We start from the raw sequence: 16402 nt of genomic DNA, 5'->3' as shown, positions 1-16402 counted from the left end.
CTCCTCGGGGGTGTCAGCGCAGCCGGGGCAGGACCTCTTTGGCGTAGAAGTCGAAGAAGGCGTCCTGCTCCTGGCCGATCTGGCTGATGTAGACCTCGTCGAAGCCGGCGTCCACGTACTCCTTGATCGCCCTGACGTGCACCTCGGGATCGGGGCCGCAGGGGGCGGCGATATCGTCCTCGGTCACCATCTCGGCGAGCTCCTCGAAGTGGCGGGGCAGCGGCAGCAGCTGCGAGGCCTCGCCCTGGATGCCCTGGGTCGGCCAGATCCGGTGCGCGGTCTTGCGGCCGGTGGCCTCGTCGGCGGCGTAACAGACCTTCAGCCCGCCCTGGGAGGGCTTGCCCGCGCCGCCCGCCTTGTGGAACTTCTCCACCAGCTCGGCGCTCGGGGAGGTGCAGATGTAGCCGTCGGCGATGCGCCCGGCCAGCTGCACGGCCTTGTCCCCGAAGGCGGACATGTAGACGGGCGGCGGCTCGTCGGGAAGGGTGTAGAGGCGGGCTGTGTCGACGCGGTAGTGCTCTCCCCGGTGGGTCACCAGCTTCCCGCTCCACAGCTCCCGCATGAGCTCGACCGCCTCCTCGAGCATCTCCAGCCGCTCGGAGGCCGGGGGCCAGTGCGAGTCGATGATGTGCTCGTTGAGCGCCTCACCGGTGCCCACGCCGAGCCGGAACCGGCCGCCGGACAGCGCCGCGCTGGTCGCGGCGGCCTGCGCGATGATCGCTGGGTGGGTGCGGACCAGCGGGCAGGTGACGGCGGTGGTGATGGGCAGCGAGGTCGCCTCCGCCACCGCCCCGATCACCGACCAGACGAACGGGCTCTGGCCCTGCACGTCCAGCCAGGGGTGGAAGTGGTCGGATATCCACAGGCCCTCGAAGCCCGCCCGCTCGGCGAGCTTGGCCTGCCGTACGAGCTCCGCCGGCCCGTGTTCCTCGCTCGACAAGAAGTATCCGAACGTGGTCATTTTCCCCTCCCCGATCATCTGAGCTGCAGTGACGTCTCCCTTACCCCATCCGCGAAGGTCAAACGAGGGGGTGTGCGGGGGTGGGCGCGATCTCCCCCCTGACCTCCCCGAGGAAGCCGCGCAACCCGGCGGCGAGCTCGACCGGGGCCCTGCCCCGCGATCGGGGCAGGGGTCAGGGGCCTTGATCAGTACGGCCTGATCAGTACGGCCAGGCCCAGTCGCGGATCTCTGCCGGGTCCTCGCCGTGCTCGCGGGTGTGGGCGCGGGCGCGCAGGCGGGCGTCGGCCATGTGCTGGCGCAGGTGCGCCGAGCGCCCGGCCAGCCCGGGGACCCGGTCGACGACGTCCATCACCAGGTGGTAGCGGTCGATGTCGTTGAGCATGGCCATGTCGAACGGCGTGGTGGTGGTGCCCTCCTCCTTGTAGCCGCGCACGTGGATGTTGGCGTGGCCGTTGCGGCGGTAGGTCAGGCGGTGGATCAGCCACGGGTAGCCGTGGAAGTTGAAGATGACCGGCCGGTCGGCGGTGAACAGGGTGTCGAACTCGGCGTCGGACATGCCGTGCGGGTGCTCGGAGGACTGTTGCAGCCGCATCAGGTCCACCACGTTGACCACCCGGACCCGCAGCTCGGGCAGATGCTCGCGCAGCAGGGCGGCGGCCGCCAGCGTCTCCAGGGTGGGCACGTCCCCCGCGCACGCCAGCACCACGTCCGGCTCGGTCCCGGCGTCGGTGCTGGCCCACTCCAGCACGCCCAGCCCCCGCGTGCAGTGCGCGATCGCCTCGTCCATGGTGAACAGGTCCAGCACCGGTTGCTTGCCGGCCACGATCACGTTGACGTAGTCGCGGGAGCGCAGGCAGTGGTCGGCCGTCGACAGCAGCGTGTTGGCGTCCGGCGGCAGGTACACCCGCACCACGGAGGCCTTCTTGTTCATCACCACGTCCAGGAAGCCGGGATCCTGGTGGGAGAAGCCGTTGTGGTCCTGGCGCCACACGTGCGAGGACAGCAGATAGTTCAGCGAGGCGACCGGCCTGCGCCAGGGGATCTTCTGGGAGGACTCCAGCCACTTGGCGTGCTGGTTGAACATCGCGTCGATGATGTGGATGAACGCCTCGTAGCAGTTGAACAGGCCGTGGCGGCCGGTCAGCAGGTAGCCCTCCAGCCAGCCCTGGCACAGGTGCTCGCTGAGCACCTCCATCACCCGGCCGCCCGCCCCCAGGTGCTCGTCGGTCTGCAGCACCTCGGCGTTCCAGGCCCGGTCGGTGACCTCGAAGACCGCCTGCAGCCGGTTGGAGGCCGTCTCGTCGGGACCCATCAGCCGGAAGGTCCGCGGGTTGGCGGCGATGACGTCGCGCAGGAAGGCGCCCAGCACCCGGGTGGGCTCGCTGGTGGCGGTGGCGGGCGACTTGATCTCGACCGCGTGCTCGCGGAAGTCGCCCAGCGCCAGCGGCCGCAGCAGTTCGCCGCCGTTGGCGTGCGGGTTGGCGCTCATCCGCAGAGACCCCTCGGGCACCGTCCCCACCACCTCGGCCATCGGCCGCCCCTCGGCGTCGAACAGCTCTTCCGGCCGGTAGGAGCGCATCCACTCCTCCAGCATCGCCAGGTGCTCGGGGTTGTCGCGCACCCTCGACAGCGGCACCTGATGCGAGCGCCAGGTGCCCTCCACCGGCAGGCCGTCGACCTCGCGCGGCCCGGTCCACCCCTTCGGCGTCCGCAGAATGATCATCGGCGGCCGGCCGCCCTCGGCGATCTGGTCGAACACCGTCTCCAGGGTCTCGGCCATGGCCTGGTGCACGGCCTCGGGCTCGTCCCCGGACACGAGATGCGGGCGGTATCCGTAGCCCTCCATGAGCTTGACCAGCTCGGCCTCGGGGATGCGGGCCAGCACGGTCGGATTGGCGATCTTGTAGCCGTTCAGGTGCAGGATCGGCAGCACCGCGCCGTCGCGGCCCGGCGCGTGGAACTTGTTGCTGTGCCAGCTGGCCGCCAGCGGCCCGGTCTCGGCCTCCCCGTCACCGATGACACACGCCACCACCAGGTCCGGGTTGTCGAACGCGGCCCCGTAGGCGTGGGCCAGGGAGTATCCGAGCTCGCCGCCCTCGTGGATCGAGCCGGGCGTCTCGGGCGCCACGTGGCTGGGGATGCCACCGGGAAAGGAGAACTGCCGGAACAACCGCCGCATCCCCTCGGCGTCCCGGGAGATGTCGGGATAGCGCTCGGTGTAGGAACCCTCCAGCCAGGCGTGCGCCACCGCCGCCGGGCCGCCGTGCCCGGGACCGGCGATGTAGATCATGTCCTGAGAGCGTTCGGCGATGATCCGGTTCAGGTGGGCGAAGCAGAGGTTCAGCCCCGGCGTGGTCCCCCAGTGCCCCAGCAGCCGGGGTTTGATGTGCTCCGGTCTCAGCGGCTCGGCCAGCAGCGGGTTGTCCAGCAGGTAGATCTGGCCGACCGACAGGTAGTTGGCCGCGCGCCAGTAGGCGTCGACGTGCGCGAGTGCGTCCATACATCGACAGTTCCTCAATTGAGGCGTTCAAACCCCGTACGGCGAACTCCCCCTACCGCATTGGGGTGAAATGTACGAAGATCTCCGGATGAGTCTAGAGTGACGTATGGGTGCGCTCGAGGCTGCTGTGGTTCCCGTCACCGGGAACATCGGGAGTGAACGATGAGGTTTGTCGGTTTTCGGGATGGGCGCCAGGTCCGGGTGGGCGTGCTGACCGGTGGAGACCGGGTGGCGCCGCTGGCCGAGGCGGGTGAGTTCTACGAGGATCTGCCCCGCTGGACCGCGAGGGCGCGCGAGCTCGCCGGCGGCGAGCCGGGACCGCACGAGCGGGCGCTGGGCGAGCTGAGCCCGGCCCCGGCGGTGGCCGGTTCCGCGCGGGTGGTGTGCGTCGGGCTGAACTACCGGGCGCACGCCGCCGAGGGTGGTTTCCCGATTCCGGAGACACCGGCGATCTTCGGGCGGTGGACGGCGTCGCTCGCGGTCGACGGGACGCCGGTCCCGGTGCCGCCGGACGAGGCCGGCCTGGACTGGGAGGTCGAGCTGGCCGCGGTGGTCGGCGCGGAGCTGCGGTGCGTGGACGAGGAGACCGCGCTGGCGGGGGTGTTCGGCTACGCGACCTTCAACGACCTGAGCGCCCGCCGGGCGCAGCGGCTGACCGCGCAGTGGACGCTCGGCAAGAACTCCGACCACAGCGGGCCGATCGGGCCGGTGGTCACCGCCGACGAGGTGGGCGACCCGGCCGGCGGGCTCCGGCTGGTGACCCGGGTCAACGGCGAGGTCGTCCAGGACGGCGACACCAAGGACATGATCTTCCCGGTCGGGCGGGTGCTGGCGCACCTGAGCCGGACCATGACGCTGCGCCCCGGCGACCTGGTGGCGACCGGCACCCCCGCCGGGGTGGGGCACGCGCGCACCCCGGCGCGCTTCCTGCGGCCCGGGGACGTGGTCGAGGTGGAGATCGACCGGCTGGGGTCGGTGCGCAACCCGATCGTGGCCTGGCCGGAGAGCTGACCGATGTCGCAAACCTCGCATTTCAGCCACTCCCCTCATGGACAAGGCGCCCACCCCCCAGCGGGGCGGGTGCCGCGCTCGGGGCTGGAGGAGCGCCCGGGAGACTTCAACGTCACCCTGATCACCTTCGCCGCGATGGCGCTGTACGACGCCCTGGACGGCGAGCAGCGGGCCCGCGCGCTGCTGCCCTTCGACGACGCCGACCGCTCGAACTGGAACTTCCTGCCCGCCTCCGGACGCGCCGGGGTGCCGCTGCGGGACCTGAGCTTCGACCAGGGCATCCTGGCGCACCGGCTGATCGCCCAGTGCTGCTCGGAGCGGGCGTACGCGCAGGTGGTGCAGGTGATCTCGCTGGAGCACGTGCTGCGCGAGCTGAACCTGGAGCGGTTCGGGCACGTGGCCAGGGAGTTCCGCAACCCGGGGATGTACTTCCTGACGTTCTTCGGGCAGCCCAACCCCGACTCGGTGTGGGGATGGCGGCTGGTCGGCCACCACCTGTCGCTGAACTTCACGGTCGTCAACCAGGACCACCTGGCGGTGACGCCGTTCCTGCTGGGCTCGGAGCCGGCCCGCTTCGGCCCGTACCGGGTGCTGGGCGAGGAGGAGGACCTGGGGTTCGCGCTGCTGCGCTCCCTGGACGACGGGCGGCGGGCGCGGGCGATCATCCACCCGGTCCCCCCGGCGGACTTCGTCACCCGCACGGTGCCGAGGATCGGCGAGGTGGAGCTGCCCGACCTGCACGGGGTCGGCCGCCGGGACGCGATGATCACCGAGGCCGACCGGCAGGCCCTGCGCTACATCAGGTCGCACCCGCGCGGGATCGCCGCCGCCGACCTGACCTCCCGGCAGCGGCGCGCGTTCGACGAGCTGCTGGAGTGCTACCTCGACCGGGCCAGGCCCGGCCAGGTGGCCGCCGAGATGGACCGCGTCCGCGCCGCCGGTGACCTGCACTTCGCCTGGGCCGGCGCCGACGACTACGGGCTCGGCCACTACTACCGGATCCAGGGCCCGGTCACGTTGATCGAGTTCGACAACACCGAGGACGACGCCGACCACGCCCACAGCGTGTGGCGCGACCCGGCCAACGACTTCGGCGAGGACCTGCTGATGAGACACCTCATCGAGGAGCACCGCGGTACCGCGGGGTGAGACGCCGCCCGAGGAGAGGAACCCCTGAGTGAAGATCGCCATTGTCGGAGGAGGCCTCGGCGGGCTGGCCACCGCGCTGCTGCTGCGCCAGGCCGGCCTCGAGGCCGTCGTGTACGAGCAGGCCGCCGAGCTGCGCGAGGTCGGCGCGGGGATCGTGGTGGGCCCCAACATGGTCCGCCCCCTGGTACGGGCCGGGCTCGGCGAGCGGCTGGCGTCCTTCGCCGTCCCCCTGGAGACCGCCTGGGAGTTCAGGCGCTGGGAGGACGGCCGGGTGCTGTCCTCCCAGCCGATGGGCGAGGAGTGCCGGCGGCTGTACGGCACCGACTGCTACGTCGCGCACCGGGCCGACCTGCTCGACATGCTGCTGGAGGCGCTGCCCGCGGACGCGGTCAGGACCGACCGGCGGCTGGAGGTGCTGCGGCAGGACCGCGACGAGGCCGAGCTGGTCTTCACCGACACCCGGGGTGTGAAGACGACGGTCGTCGCCGACGTGGTGATCGGCGCGGACGGCATCCACTCGGCCGTCCGGCCCGCGATCGTCGACGAGGAGCCGCCGCGCTTCTCCGGGCTGTGCGCCTACCGGTGCCTGGTCGACGCCGAGCGGGCGCCGGAGCTGGCGCTGCGCCGGGTGCAGACGCTCTGGCTGGGTCCCGGCCGCCACTTCGTCCATTACCCCATCAGGGACAGAAAGCTGATCAACATCGTCGCGATCGTGCCCGCGGGCGAGTGGCGCGTCGAGTCGTGGACGGCCGACGGGCGGCTCGAGGACCTGGCGCGCGAGTTCGAGACCTGGGACCCCCGGCTGGGACGGCTGATCGCCGCGGCCACCGAGACCAAGCGCTGGGCGCTGTACGACCGTGCCCCCCTGGAGCGCTGGACGTCGGGGCGGGTGGCCCTGCTGGGTGACGCCGCCCACTCGATGCTGCCCTTCTTCGGCCAGGGCGCCGCCCAGGCGGTCGAGGACGCGGTGGTCCTCACGAGCTGCCTGCGCGACGCCACCGGCGACACGGCGGCGAAGGCGCTGGTCCGCTACGAGGAGATCCGCCGGCCCCGGGCCTCACGGGTGCAGCTGATGAGCCGGGGCCGCGAGGTGCAGAACCACCTGCCCGACGGGCCCGCCCAGCTGGAGCGCGACGCGGCCCTGGCCGGCAGCGACCCGCTCCGGCAGAGCGCCTGGCTCTACGGCCACGACCCCGAGACCGCCATCGTGGGCTGAGCGGCGGGCCGGACGGCGGGCCGGGAGGACGCGACGGGCGGGCGGTGCGGCGGGACGGCCCGGCCGTCGGGCAGCAGCTCGCCGGTGTCCTCGAAGAGCACCACCCCGTTGCAGAGCAGGCTCCAGCCCTGCTCGGGGTGGGAGGCGATCGGTGTCGCGGCCTCCCTGCCGGGAGCGTAGGCCGGGGGGCATGGGGTTTCGTGCCGGCACATGGCGTACCTCACTGGTCTGCGCTGGTCTGCGCTGGTCTGCCTCGTGACGGCGGTCCGCCGTCGTCTTCCCGCAGGATGCGCCTGCGGGGACGTCCTGTCCCGGTACAAATCCGCACAGGGGCCCGTGCTCGGGAAGCGCGCGTCCCGCCGGTCCTCACTCGGTCTTGCGCACCCCTCCCAGGAACCGGTGGGCGATCACCACGAGGGCGAGGAAGAGCCCGCTGACCACCTGCTGGAAGGAGGCGTTCAGGTTGCCGACCTGGTTGATCAGGTTCTGGATCACGCCGAGCAGCAGCGCCCCGGCGATCGTGCCGCCGAGCGCCCCGGCTCCCCCGGTGAGCAGCGTGCCGCCGATGACGACGGCGGCGATCACGTCGAGTTCCAGCCCGATGCCGAGGATCGTCACCCCCGACGACAGCCGGGCCGCGTTGAGCGCCCCGGCCAGCCCGGCAAGCAGCCCCGACATGAGGTAGACGGCGACCTTGGTGCGGGCCACCGGCACGCCCATGAGGCCGGCGGCGTCCTCGCTGCCGCCGATGGCGTAGACGTTCTGCCCGAAACCGGTGCGCCGCAGCAGGACCATTCCCACGCCCAGCAGGACGGCGGCGACGAACACCGGGTAGCCGACGTTCAGGACGGAGCCCTGGCCGAGCAGCGCGAAGGACGGGTCCTCGACCAGGTAGGTCGCGGCGCCCTCGTCGGAGATGGCCAGCATCAGCCCCCGCGCGCCCAGCAGCCCGGCCAGGGTGACGATGAACGGCGCCATCCCGGTCCTGGCGATGATCAGCCCGTGGACCAGGCCGAACAGCCCGGACACCGCGAGCGGCAGGGCGAGCGCGACGAGGAGCCCGTACTGCGAGCCGTACGCCGCCAGGACGCCGCCGAGCACGAAGAGCGACCCCACCGACAGGTCGATGCCGCCGGAGATGATGACGAAGGTCATGCCGATCGCGATGATCGCCAGGAACGAGGAGGACGTGGCGATGTTGCCGACGTTCGCCACCGTGGCGAAGGAGTCGAAGGCCAGCGAGCCGGCGACCGCGAGCACGGCGAGCACGATCAGCGCGCCGTGCCCGCGGAAGATCCTCCCGGCGCGCTCGCGGGGGGACTCGGTCTCCGCCGGAACCGTGGTGAGGGTCATCGGCGCTCCCTGGCGGCGTAGACGGCGGCGAGAATGATCACGGCCTGGGCCATCTGGGTCCAGGACTGCGGCAGGTTGTGCTTGATCAGTGTGGCCTGGAGCAGCTGCATGAGCAGCGCGCCCATCACGGTCCCCAGCACGCGGACCCGTCCGCCGCTCAGCGGGGTGCCCCCCACCACCACGGCGGTGATGGCCGACAGCTCCATGAACAGGCCCAGCGAGGTGGGGTCGCTGGCCTGCAGGCGGGAGCTGGCGAGGATCCCGGCGATCGCGGCGAGCACGCCGGAGATGACGTAGACCAGCAGCAGGATCCGCCGGACCGGCAGTCCGGCCAGCTCGCTGGCCACCCGGTTGCCGCCGACGGCGACCACCTGGCGGCCGAAGGTGCTCTTGCGGACGACGAACAGCACCAGGAGGGTGAGCGCCACCGCCACCAGCACGACGTACGGCACGCCGAGCACCGACTCGCTGCCCAGGGCGGTGAGCGTGGGGTTGCCGATCTCCTTCAGCTGCGGCAGCAGTACGTTGGCCAGCCCGCGTATCCCGACGAGCAGCGCCAGCGTCGCCACGATCGGCTGCACCCCGACCAGCGAGACGAGCGTGCCGCCGACGCCTCCGACGACCGCCCCCGCGAGGATCGCCATGAGCATCGCGGGCCAGGCGCCGTAGCCGAGGTAGAGGGCGATCATCGACGCCGACAGCGCCATGACGGAGCCGACCGACAGGTCGATGCCCTCGGCGCCGATGACCAGGGCCATGCCCAGGGAGACCACGACGACGGGGGCGACCTGCAGGAGCTGGGTGCGGAAGTTGCCGGCCGCCAGGAAGTTGGGGGTGAAGGCGGCGTTGAACAGCACCAGGACGACGACGGCGACGTAGACGCCGTACCGCTGCAGCCACGACAGCAGCGCCGCCCTGCCGGGCAGCGGGCCGGGGGTGACCGTCACGGCCTTCATCGGGGGACCTCCACCGGCCGGGCGATCATGGACATGATCGCCTCCTCGCTCACCTCGGTGCCGTGCAGCTCGCCCTGGACGGCACCGTCGCGCAGCACCACGACCCGGTCGCAGCCCTCGACGATCTCCTCCAGGTCGGAGGAGATGAGCAGGACGGCCAGGCCGTCCACGGCCAGCTCGTCGATGAGCATCTGCACCTCGGCCTTGGCGCCGACGTCGACGCCACGGGTGGGCTCGTCCAGCAGCAGCACCTTGGGGCTCATCGCGAGCCAGCGGGCCAGCAGCACCTTCTGCTGGTTGCCGCCGGACAGCTCGCCGACCGGCTGGCCGGGCCCGGCGGCCTTGATCCGCAGCCGTTTCATGAAGGTCTCCACGATCCTGTCGACCCGGCGGTCGGAGACGATGCCCGCCCGCGAGAGCCGGGGCAGCGCGGCCAGCGCGATGTTCTCCCGCACCGACAGGGTCGGCACGATCCCCTCGGCCTTGCGGTCCTCGGGCAGCAGGCTGATCCCGGCGCGGATCGCCGCGGAGACCGAGCCGGTGCGCAGCGGTACGCCCGCCACGACGACCTCCCCGGAATCCACCCTGAGGGCACCCGCGATCGCCTTGGCGGTCTCGCTGCGCCCGGCGCCGAGCAGGCCGCCCAGGCCGACGACCTCGCCGGGCCGCAGCGCCAGGGAGACGCCGTCGAGCCGGTGCCTGCGGGTGAGGCCGGTCGCGGTGAGCACCGGCGGGTCCTGCTCGTCCTGCCCGCCCTGCCCGCCCTGGGAGTGGGAGCCGCTGAACTTGGTGGCGCCCTCGGCCCGCACCTCCGACAGCTTGCGCCCGAGCATGAGCGAGACCAGGCGCAGGCGCTCCAGCTCGGCCATCCTGCCGGTGTGGACCAGCCTGCCGTCGCGCAGCACGGTGACCCGGTCGCAGATCCGGTAGAGCTCGTCCAGCCGGTGGCTGACGTAGATCACCGAGCGGCCCTGGTCGCGCAGCCCCCTGATCACCTCGAAGAGCCTGCCGACCTCGCGCGGCTCCAGCGAGGAGGTGGGCTCGTCCATGATGACGACCCGGGCGTCGACGGAGACGGCGCGGGCCAGGGCGACCATCTGCTGGGTGCCCATGCCCAGGGAGCCGAGGGGGCGGCGGACGTCGACGTGGACGCCGTACCCCTTGAGGATCTCCCTGGCCTGCTCGTGCACGGCGCCGAAGTCGATGAGCCGGAAGCGGCCCCTGGGCTCGCGCCCGAGGAACAGGTTGCGCGCCACGCTCATGGAGGGGACCAGGTTGACCTCCTGGTAGATCGTGGAGATGCCGGCCCGCTGCGCGTCGAGCGGGCTCGAGAAGCTCACCACCTCGTCGCGGTACCTCACCTGGCCCGCGTCGGCCTGGTAGACCCCGGTCAGCACTTTGATCAACGTTGACTTGCCCGCGCCGTTCTCTCCCACCAGGGCGTGCACCTCGCCCCTGCCGAGGGTGAACGACACGTGGTCCAGCGCGCGGACGCCGGGAAAGACCTTCAGCACCCCGGCGGCTTCCAGGACTCGGCCGGTCGTGGCCACAGGGCTCCTCTCCTCAGATCTCCTCGATCCGCCCGGGGGCCGGGGGCGGCGCCCCGGGAGGATTCGATGATCGGGTTCAACGGTCGGATCCGGTCACCGGGACCCGGGGTCCGGATCCGGCGACCGGGGTCCGGCACCGGGTCCGGTGATCAGTAGGCCTCGGAGAGGGAGCTCTCCGCGTTGGCCTTGTCGTACTCGCGGTCGGAGATGATGACCTTCTCGGGGATGGCCTGGCCGTCGAGGAACTTCTGGGCGGTCTCGAAGGCCAGGGCGCCGAAGCGGGGGTTGGACTCGACCACGCCGACCAGCCAGCCGTCGGCGATGGCCTGGACCGCGCCGCGGGTGCCGTCGATGGAGACGATCTGGACGTCGCCCGCCTTCTTGCCCGCGCCCTTGAGCGCCGTGACCGCGCCCAGCGCCATCTCGTCGTTCTCGGCGTAGACGCCGTCGATGTCGGGGTTGGACTGGATGAGCTGCTCGGTGACCTGCTGGCCCTTCTCGCGGGCGAACTCGCCGGTCTGCTCGAAGGTGATCTCGATGTCGGGAGCCACCTCCTTGATCCGGTCCTTGAAGCCGCTGGTCCGCTCGGTGGTGACGTTGTTGCCCGGCGCGCCGAGCAGGATGGCCACCTCGCCCTTGTTGCCGAGCGCCTTGGCCATCTGGTCGGCGGCGCGCTTGCCCTGCTCGACGAAGTCGGAGCCGATGAAGGTCAGGTAGTCCGTGCAGGGAGCGGCGTTGATCTTGCGGTCGATCGTGATGATCGGCACCTTCTTGGCCGCGGCCTGCTGCAGGACCGGCTCCCAGCCGTCGGAGTTGAGCGGGGCGATCACCAGCAGCCGCGCGCCCTGGGCGATGAGCTGCTGGACGTCGCTGATCTGCTTGGAGAACTGCGACTGCGCGTTGGTGACCTTGAGGTTGGCGATGCCGAGCCTGGCGGCCTCATCCTTGATCGACTTCGTCTCGGCGATCCGGAAGGGGTTGGCCTCCTTCTCCGACTGGGAGAAGCCGACGACGGCGGTCTTGAGGTCGAACTTCTGGGCACCGAAGGCGTCGATGGTGCACCCGGCGCCCGCGTCGGCGGCCGGCGTCCGGACGACCTGGCCGCCCTGGGTGCTCGAACCGCTCGGCGCGGCGGCGGTCTCCTCTCCCTTCGCGCAACCTGACGCGACGAGGGCGGCGGCGGCCAGCAGCGCGGCGACTCTTCCCGGACGACTCGTGAGCAGGGTCATGGTGCCCTCCCGGACAGGACGATGGAACGTCGATGCGCTCGATGTTCATCCGGCCAGGAAACAAAATCGTAAAGAAATGGACATCACTGGGTCACGATTGATCGCATTCGATCAGATTCGGTCACCAGGCTGTCGGAACCATGGCCTTTCCCGATCGTCAGATCCGGGCGACGTGGATCCGCACCCCCCGCCCCGTCAGGTCGTCCAGCACCTCCCTGGGCGCCTCGTCGTCGGTGATCAGATGGGTGATCTCCTCGGTCGGCACGGTCTGCACCATCGTGTCGACCCCGACCTTGGTGTGGTCGATCAGCACGACTACCTCCTCGGCCGCCGCCGCCAGGGCCCGGTCGACGCTCGCGACCTGCATGTTGGGCGTGGACAGGCCCCGCTCCGCGGTCAGCCCGTTGCCCGAGATGAAGGCCCTGCGCACCCGCAGGCCGGCCAGGGAGCGCTCGGCGGCGCTGCCGACCAGGGCGTGGATGGAGCCGCGCAGGGTGCCGCCGGTCATGACCACCTCGACCCGGGGCGAGTCGGTGAGCGCCTGCGCGACCAGCAGGGAGTTGGTCACCACGGCCAGCTCCGTCACCCGGGCCAGGCGCCGGGCGAAGTCCTGGGTGGTGGTGCCGGCGCCGACCACGATCGCGTCGCCGTCCTCGACCAGGGAGACCGCGAGATCGGCGATGGCCCGCTTCTCCGCGGCCGCCGTCTGCATCTTCTGCGAGTACGTCGGCTCGCGCGACAGCTCGCCGGGGAGCGTGGCACCGCCGTGGTGCCGGTTGAGCAGGCCCTCGGCCTCCAGGGCGCGCAGGTCGCGCCGGACCGTCACCTCCGACGACTGAACCGACTGGGCCAGATCCCGGAGGGAGACCGCGCCGTTGGCGCGTACCAGCTCAAGGATGCGCTGACGGCGCTCCGCGGCGAACACGGGACGACGATACTCCGCCTGCCCCGAACTCTCTCCCCCACTTTTCACGACCGACCCCGTCCGCTCCGAATCATGTGATCTGAGCCGATCATAATCGGTCGTCGAGTGACAGGCCGGGCCGCCGAAACCGCTAGCCGCGAGCCTCGGCGCGCAGCTCGGCGAGCAGCTCACCCTGCTCGGCGAGCACCTCGGCCAGGATCGACCGCGCCACGGCCATCAGCTCGGCCAGGTCCTGGGTGGACAGGGCGTAGACGACGGTGGCGCCGTCCCTGGTGGCGGTCACGACTCCCGCGCGGCGCAGCACGGCGAGTTGCTGGGAGAGGTTGGAGGCCTCGACGTCGATGGCGCTCAGGAGATCCCGCACCGGCAGGGGGCCGTCCCGCAGCAGCTCCAGCACCTGGACGCGGACCGGATGGCCGATGGTGCGGAAGAGTTCGGCCTTGGCCTGGTGCAGCGGCACCGGCATGATCACACAGCTCCGGCGACGGGCCCGCCACCGGCGTACCGCACGTCGACGCCGTGCCGGTCGGCGATGCGCAGCAGGTTCTCCAGCCGCCCGGACAGGACCTCGACCGCGTGATCGTCGAAGGCCTGGCGCATGAGCTCCAGCTCGCCGTCGACATCGGCGATGCGCGCCCGTAGCTCCGCCGCGAACTCGCTCATGTCCCCCACCTCCCGTGGATCAGGCCACTCCCCGGCGTCTGGTTTATCGGCACACCGTTCCTCATGATGTGGCAAATTGCATAATTCTTCAAATCGTAATGACGTTGGCTATGATGGCGAAGGCCGTTTTCCAACAGGGCCCGCAGCCGGTTCGAGCCCGATCGATGACGGATCGACCGCGAAGCGGGATACTTGGTACGGCTACCGCAGACTGACCTGCGGCGTCAGAGCGCGCCAGCCGGCGATGCGACAGTGACGAGAGGCCGAGCACGGCCTGCGCGAGGGAGTACAGCCAATGGGACGGGGCCGAGCCAAGGCTAAGCAGACGAAGGTTGCTCGCGAGCTGAAGTACAGCAGCCACAGCATGGACATCGACCGGTTGCGTAAGGAGCTCGGCGCCGGCGACGATCCCGCGCCGGAGAGCGAGGCCGACGACCCCACCGGTGAGCCGACCGGCAGATGACGTCGCGGGCGGGCCACGGACCCCGACCGGCCGCCGTGGCGCCGGCGGAGCCCGGCTCCGTGACCTCGCGTGAGCCCGCGTGGTCTCGCGGCCCCGGTCGCGTGGCCTCCCCGCGAGGCTCCTCCATCGGCGCGCCGGCCGGCCGGCGCGCCGATGGGCCGGCGAACGCCCGTGGCGGCGTCCGCCGCGCGAGGGCGAATTCCACGCAACATCCGGCAACATCATTGAGGCACCCGCCCAGGGCTGCTTACCGTCACGGTTGTGCGTACCGCAGTGCGGCGGTCACGCACCCCCGGTCAGCGCGTCGACGGAGAGCTCTGGCGGGTCCCACTCATCCCACGGTGACCGGCTACCCTTCCCCCGCCGGGCATCGGGATCTGCCAGTTCACACGCCGTGGCCCCGGGACGAATCGCCGGATCGCGCGAGGTCGTGCCTCGCGCGGGCGGAAAGTCTCCCCGGGCCACGGCCACCACTCACCCCGTCGGGTCCCCGCGAGGCGTGCCCGGCGGCGACGGGCCGCGGGCGCTCGCGGAGCGGCGCCTTCCCCCCGGAGGAACGGTGACGAGCCGCTACGGACCCCAGTTCGGGCCCGACATCACCTTCCTCGGCGTCGAGCGGTGCTCGCTGGACGATCCCGCGAGTCACGCGGGCGCCGACATCGTGATCGTGGGAGCGCCGTTCGACGGCGGCACCTCGCACCGGCCGGGCGCGCGCTTCGGGCCGCAGGCGATCAGGATGACCGACTACCTGCCGCACGACGGGGCGCGTCCCAGCCTGGCGCTGCGCACCGACGGGCTGCGCGACCTGCGCGTCCTGGACGCGGGCGACGTCGAGATGCCGCCCGGCGACATCCTGGCGTCGCTGGCCGCCCTGGAGGCCGCCGTCGAGAAGATCGCCCGCTCCGGAGCCGTTCCGGTGATCCTGGGCGGTGACCACTCGATCGCCTTCCCCGACGCCAAGGGGGTGGCCAACGTCCTCGGCCACGGCCGGATCTCGATGATCCACTTCGATGCCCACGCGGACACCGGCGACATCGAGTTCGGCTCGCTGTGGGGGCACGGGCAGCCGATGCGCAGGCTCATCGAGTCGGGGGCGCTGCGCGGCGACCGGTTCCTGCAGATCGGCCTGCGCGGCTACTGGCCGCCGCCGGAGACGCTGGACTGGATGGCGGAACGGGCGATGCGCTCGTACGAGATGACCGAGATCACGCACCGCGGCCTGCAGGAGTGCCTGACCGAGGCCTTCGCCATCGCCGTCGACGAGTGCGACGGCGTCTTCCTGTCCGTCGACATCGACGTGTGCGACCCGGGCCACGCGCCGGGCACCGGGACGCCGGAACCCGGCGGCCTCACCGCGCGCCAGCTCCTGGACTCCGTACGGCGCGTCTGCCTGGAGCTGCCGGTCGTCGGGATCGACGTCGTGGAGGTCAGCCCGCCCTACGACCACGCCGACATCACCGCCGCGCTGGCCAACCGCGTGGTGCTGGAGGCGTTGAGCGCCATCGCCCGGCGGCGGCGCGACGCCCGGGACGGGACCGCCTGGAACCCGCTGCTGCCGCTGCTCGCCGAGCGTCCGGACCGCGCGGCGGGCCCACTCGACCGGCACGACCGGCCGGACCGCTGAGGCGCCCGCCGGACGCCCGCCTCTCCCGCGGTCGCCGCGGGTTCTAACGGGTTCTCGGGCGGTTTCCCCACTTGGGCTTGCGGAAGAGGTCGCGGCGCTCCAGCAGGTAGACGAGCTTCGCGGCTGCGGTCCTGACGGCCTCCTCGTGGCGGTGGCGCTTCTGCGGGACGACGGCGCTCCAGCGTTCGAGCAGGAGGGCGATCTCCTCGGCGAGCTCGCCGATCACCCGGTAGCGCGTGCTGAAGGCGTAGAGGTCTCCGTGCACCTCGTTCACCAGGTCCTCGTCGACCCGATGGGCGAGCGGCCTGACCCTGCGGAGGATCCCCGCCTCCATCGCCGGGGTGACCGGCGCCCGCCGGGCGTCGCCCTCGGGCACCATGATGAGGGCCCGGACCCGCGCGACGGCCAGGGTGCGCTCGGCCTGCGAGGTCGCGGGGTGCTCGGCGAGGTCCAGGAGGCGGCGGAGGGTCTCCTGCGTCTTGTCGTCGAACATGGAAAACCCGTTCCGCCTTCGTGTCCCCGTTTCTCGCCGGACCGGGAGGGAGGGCCTCGGCGTCGGCACCGGCGCATGCCGCGCACGTGCCATCACATGCTATTCGACCCGATGGGCAGGGACGCGTACCGGTGTGACCCGTGAGCGCGGGGTGAATTGGGATATGCCCGGTGCGCACGAACGGCCCCGGCGCTCCCGGGCCGCTCACCCGCGCGCACCGGGACCGGAGCGGGACTCCGGAGTCGGCGGCCGGCACGGATGGGCAGTCGATGGTAGGTGCTGTGAGGGCGCCTTTCCCGCCTTTCGCCG

16 protein-coding genes are annotated in these 16402 nt (G+C 71.6%); 5 read left to right on the top strand and 11 right to left on the bottom strand.

Going from position 1 to position 16402, the window contains the following annotated elements:
- Positions 1-13: 13 nt before the first annotated feature.
- Complete coding sequence (locus ACTOQ3_RS11445) at positions 14-961, bottom strand: TIGR03557 family F420-dependent LLM class oxidoreductase (RefSeq protein ID WP_440083328.1); 948 nt, start codon at positions 959-961, stop codon at positions 14-16.
- 199 nt (positions 962-1160) lie between these two features.
- Entirely contained in the window at positions 1161-3461 is a 2301-nt protein-coding gene (locus tag ACTOQ3_RS11440) for a phosphoketolase family protein (protein ID WP_440083327.1), read from the bottom strand.
- Positions 3462-3623: 162 nt separating this feature from the next.
- On the opposite strand from ACTOQ3_RS11440, the gene ACTOQ3_RS11435 reads away from it, so the two are divergent.
- The 3 genes from ACTOQ3_RS11435 to ACTOQ3_RS11425 are packed head-to-tail and all read left to right on the top strand — an operon-like array spanning position 3624 to position 6837.
- A complete protein-coding gene (locus ACTOQ3_RS11435) occupies positions 3624-4472 on the top strand; it encodes a fumarylacetoacetate hydrolase family protein (RefSeq protein WP_440083326.1) in 849 nt (282 codons plus the stop codon).
- Between the two features lie 3 nt (positions 4473-4475).
- On the top strand, positions 4476-5621 hold the full coding sequence (locus ACTOQ3_RS11430) for a DUF3500 domain-containing protein (RefSeq protein WP_440083325.1): 1146 nt from the start codon (positions 4476-4478) through the stop codon (positions 5619-5621).
- A 28-nt stretch (positions 5622-5649) separates the two neighbouring features.
- Positions 5650-6837: an FAD-dependent monooxygenase gene (locus tag ACTOQ3_RS11425; protein WP_440083324.1), complete on the top strand. Its 1188-nt coding sequence runs from the start codon at positions 5650-5652 to the stop codon at positions 6835-6837.
- Here the strand turns inward: ACTOQ3_RS11425 and ACTOQ3_RS11420 are convergent.
- From ACTOQ3_RS11420 to ACTOQ3_RS11385, 8 genes are all read right to left on the bottom strand, one after another.
- Entirely contained in the window at positions 6801-7049 is a 249-nt protein-coding gene (locus ACTOQ3_RS11420; protein ID WP_440083323.1) for a DUF5999 family protein, read from the bottom strand. The two genes, ACTOQ3_RS11425 and ACTOQ3_RS11420, sit on opposite strands and share 37 nt — an antisense overlap.
- Before the next feature lie 154 nt (positions 7050-7203).
- Positions 7204-8190: an ABC transporter permease gene (locus tag ACTOQ3_RS11415; RefSeq protein ID WP_440083322.1), complete on the bottom strand. Its 987-nt coding sequence runs from the start codon at positions 8188-8190 to the stop codon at positions 7204-7206.
- Positions 8187-9146 (bottom strand): ABC transporter permease, encoded by a 960-nt coding sequence (locus tag ACTOQ3_RS11410; protein ID WP_440083321.1) that lies wholly within the window; start codon positions 9144-9146, stop codon positions 8187-8189. The genes ACTOQ3_RS11415 and ACTOQ3_RS11410 overlap by 4 nt, the downstream gene beginning before the upstream one ends.
- Complete coding sequence (locus tag ACTOQ3_RS11405) at positions 9143-10696, bottom strand: sugar ABC transporter ATP-binding protein (RefSeq protein ID WP_440083320.1); 1554 nt, start codon at positions 10694-10696, stop codon at positions 9143-9145. Before ACTOQ3_RS11405 ends, ACTOQ3_RS11410 begins: the two co-directional genes overlap by 4 nt.
- A gap of 149 nt (positions 10697-10845) precedes the next feature.
- Complete coding sequence (locus tag ACTOQ3_RS11400; protein ID WP_440083319.1) at positions 10846-11925, bottom strand: ABC transporter substrate-binding protein; 1080 nt, start codon at positions 11923-11925, stop codon at positions 10846-10848.
- Between the two features lie 157 nt (positions 11926-12082).
- A complete protein-coding gene (locus ACTOQ3_RS11395; RefSeq protein ID WP_350976185.1) occupies positions 12083-12850 on the bottom strand; it encodes a DeoR/GlpR family DNA-binding transcription regulator in 768 nt (255 codons plus the stop codon).
- A gap of 130 nt (positions 12851-12980) precedes the next feature.
- A complete protein-coding gene (locus ACTOQ3_RS11390; protein ID WP_440083318.1) occupies positions 12981-13316 on the bottom strand; it encodes an ArsR/SmtB family transcription factor in 336 nt (111 codons plus the stop codon).
- Between the two features lie 2 nt (positions 13317-13318).
- Positions 13319-13513, bottom strand: coding sequence for a hypothetical protein (locus ACTOQ3_RS11385; RefSeq protein ID WP_362695007.1), 195 nt, complete (start codon positions 13511-13513; stop codon positions 13319-13321).
- Positions 13514-13808: 295 nt separating this feature from the next.
- Here ACTOQ3_RS11385 and ACTOQ3_RS11380 point away from each other — a divergent pair, with 295 nt between their 5' ends.
- Entirely contained in the window at positions 13809-13976 is a 168-nt protein-coding gene (locus ACTOQ3_RS11380) for a DUF3073 domain-containing protein (protein ID WP_344743362.1), read from the top strand.
- Between the two features lie 559 nt (positions 13977-14535).
- The gene (gene speB, locus ACTOQ3_RS11375; RefSeq protein WP_440083317.1) at positions 14536-15600 is read left to right on the top strand and encodes an agmatinase; all 1065 of its coding nucleotides are present in this window, start codon (positions 14536-14538) and stop codon (positions 15598-15600) included.
- A gap of 43 nt (positions 15601-15643) precedes the next feature.
- Here the strand turns inward: speB and ACTOQ3_RS11370 are convergent, their stop codons facing one another.
- Positions 15644-16093 carry a hypothetical protein gene (locus ACTOQ3_RS11370; protein WP_362850642.1) on the bottom strand — a complete coding sequence of 150 codons (450 nt, stop codon included), beginning with the start codon at positions 16091-16093 and terminating at the stop codon, positions 15644-15646.
- Positions 16094-16402 lie beyond the last annotated feature (309 nt).

The organism is Streptosporangium sp. LJ11 (genome assembly GCF_051918945.1).
In the GTDB taxonomy this organism is placed as follows: domain Bacteria; phylum Actinomycetota; class Actinomycetes; order Streptosporangiales; family Streptosporangiaceae; genus Streptosporangium.
Note: the sequence above shows the minus strand (reverse complement) of the source record. Positions and strands in the feature narration are given on the sequence as shown.

Coding starts and splice junctions, on each gene's coding strand:
- ACTOQ3_RS11420 (WP_440083323.1), bottom strand. CDS start 7,049: ATGTGCCGGCACGAAACCCCATGCCCCCCGGCCTACGCTCCCGGCAGG.
- ACTOQ3_RS11430 (WP_440083325.1), top strand. CDS start 4,476: ATGTCGCAAACCTCGCATTTCAGCCACTCCCCTCATGGACAAGGCGCC.
- ACTOQ3_RS11380 (WP_344743362.1), top strand. CDS start 13,809: ATGGGACGGGGCCGAGCCAAGGCTAAGCAGACGAAGGTTGCTCGCGAG.
- ACTOQ3_RS11445 (WP_440083328.1), bottom strand. CDS start 961: ATGACCACGTTCGGATACTTCTTGTCGAGCGAGGAACACGGGCCGGCG.
- ACTOQ3_RS11400 (WP_440083319.1), bottom strand. CDS start 11,925: ATGACCCTGCTCACGAGTCGTCCGGGAAGAGTCGCCGCGCTGCTGGCC.
- ACTOQ3_RS11440 (WP_440083327.1), bottom strand. CDS start 3,461: ATGGACGCACTCGCGCACGTCGACGCCTACTGGCGCGCGGCCAACTAC.
- ACTOQ3_RS11385 (WP_362695007.1), bottom strand. CDS start 13,513: ATGAGCGAGTTCGCGGCGGAGCTACGGGCGCGCATCGCCGATGTCGAC.
- ACTOQ3_RS11435 (WP_440083326.1), top strand. CDS start 3,624: ATGAGGTTTGTCGGTTTTCGGGATGGGCGCCAGGTCCGGGTGGGCGTG.
- ACTOQ3_RS11410 (WP_440083321.1), bottom strand. CDS start 9,146: ATGAAGGCCGTGACGGTCACCCCCGGCCCGCTGCCCGGCAGGGCGGCG.
- ACTOQ3_RS11390 (WP_440083318.1), bottom strand. CDS start 13,316: ATGCCGGTGCCGCTGCACCAGGCCAAGGCCGAACTCTTCCGCACCATC.
- ACTOQ3_RS11415 (WP_440083322.1), bottom strand. CDS start 8,190: ATGACCCTCACCACGGTTCCGGCGGAGACCGAGTCCCCCCGCGAGCGC.
- ACTOQ3_RS11370 (WP_362850642.1), bottom strand. CDS start 16,093: ATGTTCGACGACAAGACGCAGGAGACCCTCCGCCGCCTCCTGGACCTC.